General features: G+C 41.3%; 14 protein-coding genes. 5 read left to right on the forward strand and 9 right to left on the reverse strand.

Going from position 1 to position 11385, the window contains the following annotated elements; translation table 11 throughout:
- Nucleotides 1–89: 89 nt before the first annotated feature.
- The 4 genes from H6H03_RS40340 to H6H03_RS15730 all read right to left on the reverse strand — a co-directional run bounded on the left by H6H03_RS40340 (nt 90) and on the right by H6H03_RS15730 (nt 1780).
- Nucleotides 90–476, reverse strand: a complete 387-nt coding sequence (locus H6H03_RS40340; protein WP_242057852.1) for a Uma2 family endonuclease — start codon at nt 474–476, stop codon at nt 90–92.
- Nucleotides 394–690: a hypothetical protein gene (locus tag H6H03_RS40345; protein WP_242057853.1), complete on the reverse strand. Its 297-nt coding sequence runs from the start codon at nt 688–690 to the stop codon at nt 394–396. Before H6H03_RS40345 ends, H6H03_RS40340 begins: the two co-directional genes overlap by 83 nt.
- A 97-nt stretch (nt 691–787) precedes the next feature.
- Complete coding sequence (locus H6H03_RS15725) at nt 788–1249, reverse strand: DUF4079 domain-containing protein (protein ID WP_190956019.1); 462 nt, start codon at nt 1247–1249, stop codon at nt 788–790.
- A gap of 135 nt (nt 1250–1384) precedes the next feature.
- A complete protein-coding gene (locus tag H6H03_RS15730) occupies nt 1385–1780 on the reverse strand; it encodes a DUF1830 domain-containing protein (RefSeq protein ID WP_190956020.1) in 396 nt (131 codons plus the stop codon).
- Between the two features lie 583 nt (nt 1781–2363).
- On the opposite strand from H6H03_RS15730, the gene H6H03_RS15735 reads away from it, so the two are divergent.
- The 3 genes from H6H03_RS15735 (at nt 2364) to H6H03_RS15745 (ending at nt 6191) form a co-directional block, all read left to right on the forward strand.
- Complete coding sequence (locus H6H03_RS15735) at nt 2364–3956, forward strand: photosystem II high light acclimation radical SAM protein (protein ID WP_190956021.1); 1593 nt, start codon at nt 2364–2366, stop codon at nt 3954–3956.
- Nucleotides 3957–4167: 211 nt separating this feature from the next.
- A complete protein-coding gene (locus tag H6H03_RS15740; protein ID WP_190956022.1) occupies nt 4168–5556 on the forward strand; it encodes a DICT sensory domain-containing protein in 1389 nt (462 codons plus the stop codon).
- Complete coding sequence (locus H6H03_RS15745) at nt 5553–6191, forward strand: pentapeptide repeat-containing protein (RefSeq protein WP_190956023.1); 639 nt, start codon at nt 5553–5555, stop codon at nt 6189–6191. Before H6H03_RS15740 ends, H6H03_RS15745 begins: the two co-directional genes overlap by 4 nt.
- Nucleotides 6192–6359: 168 nt before the next feature.
- Here the strand turns inward: H6H03_RS15745 and H6H03_RS15750 are convergent, their stop codons facing one another.
- From H6H03_RS15750 to clpS, 3 genes are all read right to left on the reverse strand, one after another.
- Nucleotides 6360–6818, reverse strand: coding sequence for a hypothetical protein (locus H6H03_RS15750; RefSeq protein ID WP_190956024.1), 459 nt, complete (start codon nt 6816–6818; stop codon nt 6360–6362).
- A 139-nt stretch (nt 6819–6957) separates the two neighbouring features.
- On the reverse strand, nt 6958–7782 hold the full coding sequence (locus H6H03_RS15755; protein ID WP_190956025.1) for a CPBP family intramembrane glutamic endopeptidase: 825 nt from the start codon (nt 7780–7782) through the stop codon (nt 6958–6960).
- A 42-nt stretch (nt 7783–7824) separates the two neighbouring features.
- Nucleotides 7825–8106, reverse strand: coding sequence for an ATP-dependent Clp protease adapter ClpS (gene clpS, locus H6H03_RS15760; RefSeq protein WP_099066750.1), 282 nt, complete (start codon nt 8104–8106; stop codon nt 7825–7827).
- 300 nt (nt 8107–8406) lie between these two features.
- Between clpS and H6H03_RS15765 the strand changes: the two genes are divergently transcribed.
- Nucleotides 8407–8763, forward strand: coding sequence for a hypothetical protein (locus H6H03_RS15765; RefSeq protein WP_190956060.1), 357 nt, complete (start codon nt 8407–8409; stop codon nt 8761–8763).
- 123 nt (nt 8764–8886) lie between these two features.
- Here H6H03_RS15765 and H6H03_RS15770 read toward each other — a convergent pair whose 3' ends face one another.
- Both H6H03_RS15770 and H6H03_RS15775 read right to left on the reverse strand, forming a co-directional pair.
- Nucleotides 8887–10062, reverse strand: coding sequence for an LL-diaminopimelate aminotransferase (locus tag H6H03_RS15770; protein WP_190956026.1), 1176 nt, complete (start codon nt 10060–10062; stop codon nt 8887–8889).
- A gap of 297 nt (nt 10063–10359) precedes the next feature.
- Entirely contained in the window at nt 10360–10560 is a 201-nt protein-coding gene (locus tag H6H03_RS15775; protein ID WP_096536754.1) for a hypothetical protein, read from the reverse strand.
- A gap of 469 nt (nt 10561–11029) precedes the next feature.
- Between H6H03_RS15775 and H6H03_RS15780 the strand changes: the two genes are divergently transcribed.
- Entirely contained in the window at nt 11030–11359 is a 330-nt protein-coding gene (locus tag H6H03_RS15780) for an STAS domain-containing protein (RefSeq protein ID WP_190956027.1), read from the forward strand.
- Nucleotides 11360–11385: the final 26 nt, after the last annotated feature.

Genomic DNA, 11385 nt, shown 5'->3' on the forward strand with positions numbered 1-11385 from the left:
CTTCATTGTAATTGAGCTTTCTGTACAAAAACCTTATTTCATGGCAGGTTCATTAGAGAGAGAAGATTAAGCATCAGTAGATCGCAAAGTTATCTGTTTAGCTCATTTCGGATAGTCTGAATAAATTCCTGTACAGCATCGTACTGGTCAGGCATAGCGATATAACGCAGCAGCTTAGCGGGGTCTAAATCAGAGAAAAATCCACTTTGGTCTACTTGTTCATATTCCCCCTGTTCGGTCAGACGAAATATTTTGATAGAGTTTGATTTCCAAAACCAGACTTCAGGCACTTTTTTGGGTTTATATAGCTCCTTCCTGTTAATAGTTCCACTGGTGAGAATAACTTCAATAACGATGTCAGGAACTTCTCTTTTTGTGCCAATGCTGTAAGACTCATCCGGTGTACCTGAAGCATACCCCGGTTCTTCCAAGGTGTAGCCACCACGACCGTAAAATCGGATACCCAACTCTCTCATGTAAGCTTCTAGCAAATAACCGAGAGTTTTTTTTCACGGATTCATGTTCTTCACCAATTGGAGACAGAATTTCTAACATTCCTGACAAATAAGACAATCGGACATTGCGGTTGTCCACTAGCTGAGTTTCAATTCCTTTGCATTGCTCCCAAGAAATATCTTTAAGAGTTACTAGTTTTTCTTCTGTAGGCTGGTCTAAAAGTGGAATGCTCATATCAACACTTCCTTAAAAAACCTAATTCGTAATTAATACACAATGTAAAAAGCTTGATACAGTTTGCTTCCAAAGCTTTAATCTGTTACTCATTGGTTTAAGGTAGATACTTTTGCACGACACTCCAGCCAGTAACGGATACCCAGGCAAATCCGACAAACAGAATTATATTTAGGCTTATATGTAAAGTTCTAGCCCAAGGTTTTGTGGGGCTAATTTGGGTTGCACTGAAAGCAGACAGTAAAACCAAAGCTACCACAATCAATCCAGCCGGCAAGTGTGACGAGTGTCCTAGAGAGCCAAAGTGTCCCAAAGTGCCAACAATGCCGATCGCCAGCAATAGTAGCACTAAACTTACCATGCTGATGCCCATTAGATAGTGCAGCGATCGCACTCCTCTATTTCCGCCCATAAATAACGGAATAAAAGGAAATTGTTGCGAAGTTCTCGCCCGAAACATCCAAACGCCGGTGACTGCTAACATCAAGTATGCCAGCAGGGATAAGCCCATCGACCAGGCGGCAATTTTCCACAACCAAAGAAATGAAGGCAGATTCATAACATGATTGTAGATGAGAGTGGCGCATTGGGCATTGGCTAGAGGAGCAGAGGAGCAGAGGAAGAAATGACTAATGACTAATAAAAAAAAGGCTGCTGAATTCAGCAACCTCAAAATTGAGCCAAATTGTTTTTTTTAATCAACAGCTGCTAAACCAGCGATTTGTAAGGGTTTTATACTATCTCCGGTCTTTGTATTAAGTTGCTGCACCATTACTGTGGTATCTATAGGTTCTTTTCCAAATGATGAGTCTGTATCTAACTCATAATTGCTAGGGTCATCAAGCATGAGGCGATCGCACGGAATCGTATCGGATAAAATTGCACTTGCCATCATACCCGTATGAATCTCCAATTGAGCTTTTCGCGGAGCTTCAAACACTAGGCGTTGCCCTGGAAAAACAACCCTTTCAAAATACCAATTTGCAATATTAGAGATGCGAGCTACCTGTATTTTGCTCGTGGCATTAATGTAGCAGCAGAGAATTTTCCCCGATTGCTCAGGTGGTAGAGGATCTAAAATTTGAGCCATAACTGCTGAGGAGCTTTACGCCACAATTTTACATTACACTACCCAAGCCTAGCACCGACTGATCCCCAGTTGCTGTAACTGTGAATACCAACTGAATATTTGTAGATTATTTCTATCTAAAGAAATATTTATGGTTATGAAAATTTTGTAATTATTTATGCCTTTTTTGCAATTATACACTATAGATAAAAGATTTAGATATTTTTACTCGGTATAAAAACTTTAATTTTCTCAAGACAGATAAATAAGAAATTAATCTGACGATGATCCCTTGGTTTTTAAGTTTGCGAACAAGTCAGTTTTGGTGTTCGATCTATCCCAAGATTAATACCCCCAAATGGTCGCTTAATGAATAAACTCAATGTTATCGTAAAGCTATATGAAAAATATCTTCATAAATCTCTGTCTGTCCATATGCATTTAGCGTGCAAATTAAGTTTATTGATTCCTATTTGGGACAAAAAGCTGGTTCATATCAATAATCGGCTTCAATGTCAAGCGAGATTGTGATAAATAAAAGCAACCAAAACAAAAACACCCTTTAAAACTGAATTTTTTCTCGTTTTCCCGCAACATTGGCAAGATGGCAGTCAAAACACCCATAATGGAAAATCGAATTCTTTATGTTCGCCTTCCCTGTAACCCCATCTTTCCCATAGGGGTTGTCTACCTCAGCGATGGCGTCCACAAGCAATTTCCCAACATCGAACAGCGTATCTTTGATTTGGGAACAGTACCACCTTTAGACTACAACTCAGCTTTGGATCGCTGTATCGATGAATTTAAACCCACACTACTAGTATTTTCTTGGCGGGATATTCAAATTTATGCCCCAGTTGGCGGACGTGGTGGTAACCCGCTACAAAACGCTTTTGAATTTTACTACGCCAAGAATCCTCTATTAAAACTACGCGGGGCACTGGGCGGTTTGCGAATCTTCATCGCTTACTATGTAGAGTTGTGGCGTAACCTGGGCTTAATCAAACGCGGTTTAAAGCGCGCGCAAAAATATAGTTTTGATGCCCGTGCAGTTGTAGGTGGTGGTGCAGTCAGCGTATTTTACGAACAATTGGGTAAAAGCTTACCCCAAGGGACAATTATTTCCGTGGGTGAAGGGGAAACTCTGCTGGAAAAACTTTTAAGTGGTAGAGAGTTTCGAGATGAGCGCTGTTATGTAGTGGGAGAAACTCAACCACGAAAACGGCTAATTCACGAACAACCCACTCCCATAGAAAAAACAGCTTGCAACTACGACTATATCGAAAGCATCTGGCCGGAATTTAACTATTATCTGCAAGAGCAAGACTTTTACATAGGCGTACAAACTAAGCGCGGTTGTCCTCACAATTGTTGTTATTGCGTTTATACGGTTGTTGAAGGCAAACAAGTACGCATCAATCCAGCAGATGAAGTAGTTGCCGAGATGCGCCAATTATACGATCGCGGCATTCGCAATTTCTGGTTTACCGATGCCCAATTCATCCCCGCCCGCAAATTTATCAACGATGCCATAGAACTCTTGCAAACAATCGTCGATTCTGGTATGACAGACATCCACTGGGCAGCTTACATTCGAGCTGACAATTTGACACCACAACTGTGTGAGTTGATGGTGAAAACCGGGATGAACTACTTTGAAATCGGGATTACCAGCGGTTCTCAAGAACTCGTGCGGAAAATGCGGATGGGATATAACCTCCGAACCGTCTTACAAAACTGTCGTGACTTAAAAGCCGCTGGTTTCAACGACTTGGTTTCCGTCAATTACTCCTTTAATGTTATTGACGAACGTCCCGAAACCATCCGCCAAACCATCGCCTACCACCGGGAACTAGAGCGAATTTTTGGTGCTGATAAAGTCGAACCTGCCATCTTCTTTATTGGACTACAACCCCATACCCATTTAGAAGAATATGCCTTCAAAGAAGGCATCCTCAAACCAGGGTATAATCCAATGAGCTTGATGCCGTGGACAGCCAAAAAACTCCTTTGGAACCCCGAACCCCTTGGTTCCTTCTTTGGGGAAGTCTGTTTACAAGCTTGGCAACAAAATCCCAACGACTTCGGACGTGAAGTCATGAATATTTTAGAAGAAAAACTGGGTTGTGCCGACTTAGAAGCAGCACTTTCTTCACCGATAGAGAGGAAAGAAAAACAGCTAGCAGGTGTATCCTAGAAAACACAAGAATGTAGAGGTATTCATAAATTTTGAATATCTCGCCCTCTGTTCCTCAGCGTCCTCAGCACCCGCCATTCGTTTAGCGTCTCCGTTAGGAGAAGTTTTGATGCCTCCGGCGGGCTGCGCCAACGGCGGCTTTGGCATTCCCGAAGGGTAGCCGCCGCTCAAACTTCTCTGTTGCGGTTCGTTTTCATCAAATCCCAAACTCATGTTAGAAGGTTCAATTCTACAACAGCTGGAAACAGCCCATCGCCACAGCACCAGGCCAATTCGATTCGGGGTCTACTACAAAAATACCCTAGTCTCTCTTTGCCATGCCCTGGAAGACCATATTTTAGGAGACGACGATAAACCTTTAGTTATTACGGCCTTCCAACAAGGTAAATGGTATCTGCAAGAAGCCGAGCGATATGCAGACATCGCCCAGCACAGCCGCGAAATTGTCATTATGGCTGCCCCTGACGCTGGCTTTGCCGAACATCCTACAAGCCTTCTACAGAATGTAGACTTAGTAGCATTAGATCGAGCAGATTCGGTAGCACAAGAATGGCACTTAATTATTTTGTCACCAAATTACACAGCGATGGTAATTTGTCAAGAACTATTGGCGGCTGATTATGGCAGCAGTGGAATACCGACATCAGACTTAGAGCGCAAATTCTACGGCTTGTGGACATTTGAGCCAGAATTAGTACAAGAAACAGCAGAAATAGCGATCGCTCACATCAAAAAATACAACCCAGAACTGGCGAATAAACTCATTGCCCATAGAGAGGCGATCGTACCATCTATAGCCAGATTAGAAAATTTGGGTACAGTTGTCTCCCGCGTAGTGGATTATCTCCAAGCAGAACAAGACAATTTATCCATCCCCGTAGCACTTCGTCAACAAACCCTAGATCGAAACTTGGTTTCTAACGAAATCCAAGCATTTTTGCGGATGGCTCAACTGCTAGATACGGCAGATGTGACTAATCCAATGGCAGCTGCGGAAGTAGTCGTGCTTGCCGAAGCTGTAGCCCAACTTTTGGATCTTCCCGCATGGCAAATCAAAAGATTGCGGCTAGCGGCTTTGTTACATCGCATAGATCCATTACAAAAAGCAGAAAGCGTTCTCACTTCTGGTGAAATACCCGCACATTCTCAAGAAGAAGCTCCTAGCTGTCCTTTAATACCAGGGGCACAGGTATTGCGAACCATGCCACGACTGCGAGCAGTTGCCCAAATTATTACTCACCAAACCGAATGGTGGAATGGCACAGGGGAACCAGCAGGTTTAGCTGGAGATGAAATTCCTCTAGAGTCGAGAATTTTGTCATTATTGGCAGACTTTCAGTGGCGAGTAAATCAGCGAAAATCCTCAAATCAGAGTCGCGAAGAAATATTTACTCAAGCTTTAGATGAGTGCAGACAGCAACAATCTACCCGCTTTGACCCTAAACTTATAGATACCCTAGCTTTATTAGTTATGGGTTTACAACAAGGACTCGATTTACCCATAATGACACCTAAAGTTAGCAGCGGCGTCTGGCTACTTGATTCCCAATGGGATAGCTACAGCAAGACAAGTGAAGAGATTGGTACTTACTACAAATGAATATTGAAGCTATCAAATTAGGAAAACTCAAACAACTTCCAGGGGCAAATTTAGAAGACGAAGAACTTTCCCGACTGGATTTAAACCGAATTAATCTTGCTGGTGCCACCCTTGTGGGTGTTAACTTCGCTGCTTCCAAACTCGAAGGCGGGCATTTAGAGGGGGCGAATTTAATGGGCGCGAACCTCCAAGGAACCGACTTGCGGGCGAACCTCATGGGAGCAAACCTGATGCAAGCAGATTTAACTGGTGCTGACTTGCGGGGTAGTAATCTGCGGGGTGCTAACTTAATGGGAGCCAGACTCAGCGATGTATCCTTGGCGGGTGCTTTCGTCAGTGGTGCGAATTTGATGAATGTCAACTTGCAAGGTGTGGACTTGCGCGGTGCTGACTTGCGCGGTGCAAACCTGACTGGGGCAAATCTCAAAGGTGCAGACTTGAGTCGTGCTGATTTGCAAGGGGCATTATTGAGTGAAGCAAACCTTGAGGAAGCTGACTTGCGGGGCGCTAATTTGGCAGGGGCGAATTTTACCGGGGCAAATTTGCTGTGTGCAGAGTTAGAAGGTGCGAATTTAAACGGCGTTAATTTCGATAAGGCGTGCGTGGTGGGTACAGTAGTTGAAACGCGGGCGTAATACCAATTTGAAAAAAGAATGTGACAAATACAGTGTGTAGGGGCGTACAGCTAGCTGTACGCCCCTACAAACGATCTAAGGCTACTTATCCAGTGGTGTGGTGAAGGAATTATATCTATCAAAAATGTGGCGTAGGTGCGATCGGGCAATGTGAATCATGGCGATCGTTTAATTAAAGACTTCTCCTAAGTGCGCTCTTAATTTATCGATACTACCCCACTGCTTCATCAAGTTTTCACTAGACAACAATTTAGCTTTAGTGTTATAACAACCCCATTCTGCTCTCATTTCATTCTTATCAAGAGGAATACGGCTGGGATTGTTGAAATCAGCAATCCAATGAACCTTAACCCATCGAAAAATACCCCATATACCTGTTTCCCATTGAGGTTTATCTTCACTTCCGTCATTAACCAGTTCAACTACGTGGGTCAAGTATCGCTCCTTCCCAGGTGGTCTTTGAGAAAGGATGATCAGAGATCCTTTTGGTAAGTTAAAAGTGTGACTATCTACACCTTCACCCTGTTTAAAGTTCAAGCGAAAGTAAGATCCAATAAGATAGTCTTCATACGCCCAAGCTTCATCATCATTGACATTTTTAATATATTCCAGACGACTACAATCCATTATTTTTAACCATAAATATTTGCTTGATGTTACATCTCTAAAAGCCTTTTGCCTACACTCTGACACTTTGCCTAAATGGAATATTAATTTAGTTTTTTTTAGCCGATATTTTATTTTTCCACAAGGTCATTACCCATTTTTAATTTTTAAGACTCTGCCCTCGTATCCACAAAGCTAGTGCACTCATTAACAATACCCCCATCACTCCTTGTAAAGGATTATTATTCACACCAGTTACCCAATCAGGAACTTGACCAGAGTATTTGACTAATTTCCCCACATTAATAATGTAGTAACCCCAGACTAAACCACCATGCAAACCAATTGGAAAACCTAAGCGTCCTCTATGCCAGCGCTTTCCCCATACCTGCGTTAATCCCAGCAATACTAAAGCTGGAAATTGGGGTAGTGTCTGAATAATTACTGCTAACGGTTTAATAAAGTGTAATATTGCAAATGTAATTGCATCAGTCCACAGTGCTACAGGCTGACTGTAGTCTCGTTGCAATTCATCTAGCAACCAACCTCGGAATAATAATTCCTCAGCAAAGCCAATACCCAAAGCGACAATTAAACCCTCTAAAATCACTTTCAGCAAGAAAACTTTTGGTTCTTGCCACACCAACCAACCCAATAAACCCTGTACCCCAAAAAGTATCAGAATATTAATTATCCCCATAGCCAAACCACGCATTAAATCCACACCGTTTTGCCGCGTGAATTCTAAGCCATAATGCCGCAGAATTTGGGGTTGTTGGTAGACATGCTTACCCCATAACCTCAAGAGAATAATAAATAATCCATATAACAATACCATCGTCAATATACTTACTAAATTTGAATTATTTACTAGTAAGTAAATTGGTGCAGCTAAGGGCAACCATAGCAGCAATAAACTCAAAATAAAATAACCCAGCCTAATAGGGGCAGGGCGTTCGGCTAAACGGACAAGGTTTTTTTTCATACAAAGTTAAGTCATTAATCATAAACGATCAATGACTAATGATTATTCATCAGGTTCAATCGTGCTACTTAAACCGTGACTTTTCAATGTTTCGCAATAGAACTCAGCATGTTCCTGAGCGCAAGTAATGACTAAAGCCATTCCATTAGTATGGGCTTCCATCATGATACTAACAGCCTGGGGTTGGGTAAGGCTCGGCACAGTGGTTATTAATACCTGTACCACGTACTCCATAGAGTTGTAGTCATCGTTATGGAGCAAAACGCGATAGCGAGGCGCGAGCTTGCGGGAGGTAGAACGCTTTTCAATGGTTTCAACTGACACTGCTCTTTGCTCTTTAATCGTTAATTCACTACAACAAAGCCTCTGTTTAGCGATTGCTTAACAGTTATTTACCTATTCTATAGTATTTCTGTCGAGATACTATGCTAGGAAAACCCGTTGCAGTCGGGATTAGTCCTATTGGCTTTGCGTAGGCACAGACACAGCCATATCTCTAAGACATCGTTGCCGTGAGAGTGCTACCCTAATGTTACAGAAGCTTCCTTTAAAAGGAGCGCATTCTGGCTTTTAAATTCAAGAACTTACAAAACAATCTTTATCGCCGCCCAAACTGTCTAAATGATGGACATAAACCTAGATTTTCTTCAACCGGGACAAATAGTGTCTTTAAAGTATGGTGAGAGGAATCTATATGCAGAAGTCATTCAATTTGTAGTTTCTCGTAAATTGTGCTGGGTGCGTCCTTTATTAATGGTCACGTTCATTGAAGAATCCCCACTGATTACCGATTTACGGGATGCATCTGATCTACTTTGGCCTGCTGATTTATTTCAACCAGCTTTAGACACAGAAGTAATTACCTTATTGAGTCAAGTTTTAGCAAAACAACCAAAAGCCGAGCTTGACTCAGCGGCTAAACAGCAACTCAATCAGTTTATTCATCAACTTTGGCAAGCATCCCAAGAGGGATGGGGATAGGGCATTATTCCTGACTGCTAACTGTTGAATATTTAGTGAGAAGTTAAGAGTTAGGAGTGGTGGCGAGATGGGGTAAAATTCTCTCCCCATCTTCCCTTCTCCCTCATCTTCCCCAGTCTCCAGTCACACGTAACGAATACCAGCATCTCTCATTCGTTCAATTCCTTCTTGCAATCTTTCATCAGAGATAGTTAAAGCAATTCGGAAAAAGCCTTCTCCACATGCACCATAACCACTGCCAGGGGGTACAACAATGCCACATTTGTCAAGTAGCAAATTCACGAATTCTATTGAGGAATATCCTTGAGGAACAGGCGTCCAGACATAAAGGGTAGCTTTAGGGGGCTGAATTGGCCAACCTAGAGATTGCAGTCCATTGATGATAATGTCACGGCGATTTTGGTAAACCGACATGATGCCTTGAAGTTCTGCCTCTGTGGTCTTAGAATAAGCTGCGATCGCTGCTTGTTGAATTGCCTTAAACACCCCAGAATCAACGTTAGTTTTTACCTGCGCTAATCCTTGAATCCCAACAGAATTACCAGCAACAAAACCCACTCGCCAACCTGTCATATTGTATGACTTAGACAGACTGTGAAATTCCATCGCCACATCTTTCGCACCCGCAACTTGCAGCACACTAGGCGGTTTGTAACCATCGTATGCCATTTCTGAGTAAGCGTGATCGTGGCACAGCAAGATATCATACTGCTTGCAGAAAGCTACCAATTCTTCAAAAAACTCTAGTGTTGCTAACGCCCCAGTAGGATTATTAGGATAATTAATCCACAACAGCTTTGCTTTATGAGCTACTTCTTCAGGTATGCTACTCAAATCAGGCAAAAAACTGTTTTCTGCCTTCAAAGGCATAGTAAAAGACTCACCACCAGCGAAAATTGTTGAAGTCCGATACACAGGATAACCAGGATCTGGTATTAATGTATAGTCTCCTGCTTCCACAAATGCTAAAAAAGTATTATGAATTGCTTCTTTAGAACCAATTGAAGAAACAATTTCTGTATCGGGATTCAACCCTGTCACGCCAAACCGATTTTCCATCCACTTAGCCGCTGTCTCCCGGAATTCCTTCGTACCTTGGTAGGGCGGATAATTATGCATAGAAGCATCATCAATTGCCTCATGCATTACCTGGAGAATATGAATAGGAGTCGGTTTATCTGGATCGCCAATACCCATATTAATGATATCAACTCCCTTAGCAACGAGTTCATTCTGCTTGTGGATAATTTCAGCAAACAGATAGGGAGGAATTTTTTCTAGGCGTTTAGCGAACTGCATGGCTATTTATGAAGAATGCACAATCTAGGTGGTCATTAGCACAGTTTACGCCACCTTAGCATTTAAATAATCAATGTCATAGAAAATAAAACCAACGATCTCGCCCTTATTATCGGCACTGTTTTTCCAGAAGGTACACAGGTAAAAGTGCCTTTACAAGGATCTATATTCATGTATGGTGAATTCTTCTTCGTTAGCCATGTCCGAGCTACCATAACTGTTTGAAAGTTTGATTGCTCTAGTCTTTATTAAATTCACTTCAATAAACTAAAAACCTCTATACCTAAAGACAGATAATTAGTATCCAAGGCTAGAAACTAACTGAATCCGACCAGCATCCATTTCTGACATTAATAATTCTAAAGCTTCGTAGTCAACGTCAGAAATATAACCTAGTTGTGTTAGTTCTGAGTTAATTTCATTTTCTATTTCAGGGGTTAATTTTTTAATATCAAGAGCTTTTTCTACCAATTTACGAATAGCGTACCTAGTTCTCATAAGTAATAACCCAACTCTATATGATATTAATTATTCCAGATAATTCTCAGTATAAAAAGCGATCAAATACTAATTTGTTAGTGATATAGATCACAATTTAAATTAGCTAGATAAACAATCTGCTGTGATTTTGCCTAATATCATCAGTAACAGTAAAGTCCAACATTTAACTTTCCCTTAAAACTTGGCTAAATTAGCTTAAGTTATAGACCAGGCAAGTTTCCTCAGAAAAGTTACGGATAATTTTTTTGTTTTACTGCTGTCTATGTTGATTGTTTTTGAACTGAGATAAAAAAAAAGTATATATGAACACATTTTAAACTGGAATTATGACAATCTTTAAACAGACATACTAAAGCAATAAAGATTCAGCAAAGAAAGCTAAGACATATGGTCGATGCAACAAAAAAAAGTTTATGTTCAAATAATTCTTACCTTGACGCTTCAATAACTCTCATAGGATGTAACCATGCAAGCAGTGCTTCAGTATCCCAAAATTGCGGTTATTCAACCACAAGGCTCTTTGAATGCTGCAAACGCTTTAGAATTTGAACGAGATCTAACCACGGAGCTCACGAAAAATGATATTTCCATCTTGGTAGTAGATTTAGGGGCAGTAGAATCCTTAGACAGCGCAGGTTTGATGGCATTGTTATCCGCACACAAACTGGCTTTGAGTTTAGAGAGGAGTTTCCGACTTTGCAATCTTGCTCCTTCAGTTAAAATTATTTTTGAACTGACGCAGCTAGATAGAGTTTTTGAAATTTTAGAAAGCGCATCTGACTTGTCTGCAACATAAATTCATATAAAAACTATGTAAAACAA

It is taken from the genome of Nostoc paludosum FACHB-159, from assembly GCF_014698835.1.
Taxonomy (GTDB): Bacteria; Cyanobacteriota; Cyanobacteriia; order Cyanobacteriales; family Nostocaceae; genus Nostoc; species Nostoc paludosum.

Excerpts from the sequence above, each read along its gene's own strand:
- H6H03_RS40340 (WP_242057852.1), bottom strand. The coding sequence starts at position 476 with ATGAGAGAGTTGGGTATCCGATTTTACGGTCGTGGTGGCTACACCTTG.
- H6H03_RS15745 (WP_190956023.1), top strand. The coding sequence starts at position 5,553 with ATGAATATTGAAGCTATCAAATTAGGAAAACTCAAACAACTTCCAGGG.
- H6H03_RS15735 (WP_190956021.1), top strand. The coding sequence starts at position 2,364 with ATGGCAGTCAAAACACCCATAATGGAAAATCGAATTCTTTATGTTCGC.
- H6H03_RS40345 (WP_242057853.1), bottom strand. The coding sequence starts at position 690 with ATGAGCATTCCACTTTTAGACCAGCCTACAGAAGAAAAACTAGTAACT.
- H6H03_RS15725 (WP_190956019.1), bottom strand. The coding sequence starts at position 1,249 with ATGAATCTGCCTTCATTTCTTTGGTTGTGGAAAATTGCCGCCTGGTCG.
- H6H03_RS15750 (WP_190956024.1), bottom strand. The coding sequence starts at position 6,818 with ATGGATTGTAGTCGTCTGGAATATATTAAAAATGTCAATGATGATGAA.
- H6H03_RS15730 (WP_190956020.1), bottom strand. The coding sequence starts at position 1,780 with ATGGCTCAAATTTTAGATCCTCTACCACCTGAGCAATCGGGGAAAATT.
- H6H03_RS15755 (WP_190956025.1), bottom strand. The coding sequence starts at position 7,782 with ATGAAAAAAAACCTTGTCCGTTTAGCCGAACGCCCTGCCCCTATTAGG.
- H6H03_RS15770 (WP_190956026.1), bottom strand. The coding sequence starts at position 10,062 with ATGCAGTTCGCTAAACGCCTAGAAAAAATTCCTCCCTATCTGTTTGCT.
- H6H03_RS15740 (WP_190956022.1), top strand. The coding sequence starts at position 4,168 with ATGTTAGAAGGTTCAATTCTACAACAGCTGGAAACAGCCCATCGCCAC.
- H6H03_RS15780 (WP_190956027.1), top strand. The coding sequence starts at position 11,030 with ATGCAAGCAGTGCTTCAGTATCCCAAAATTGCGGTTATTCAACCACAA.
- H6H03_RS15765 (WP_190956060.1), top strand. The coding sequence starts at position 8,407 with ATGGACATAAACCTAGATTTTCTTCAACCGGGACAAATAGTGTCTTTA.
- H6H03_RS15775 (WP_096536754.1), bottom strand. The coding sequence starts at position 10,560 with ATGAGAACTAGGTACGCTATTCGTAAATTGGTAGAAAAAGCTCTTGAT.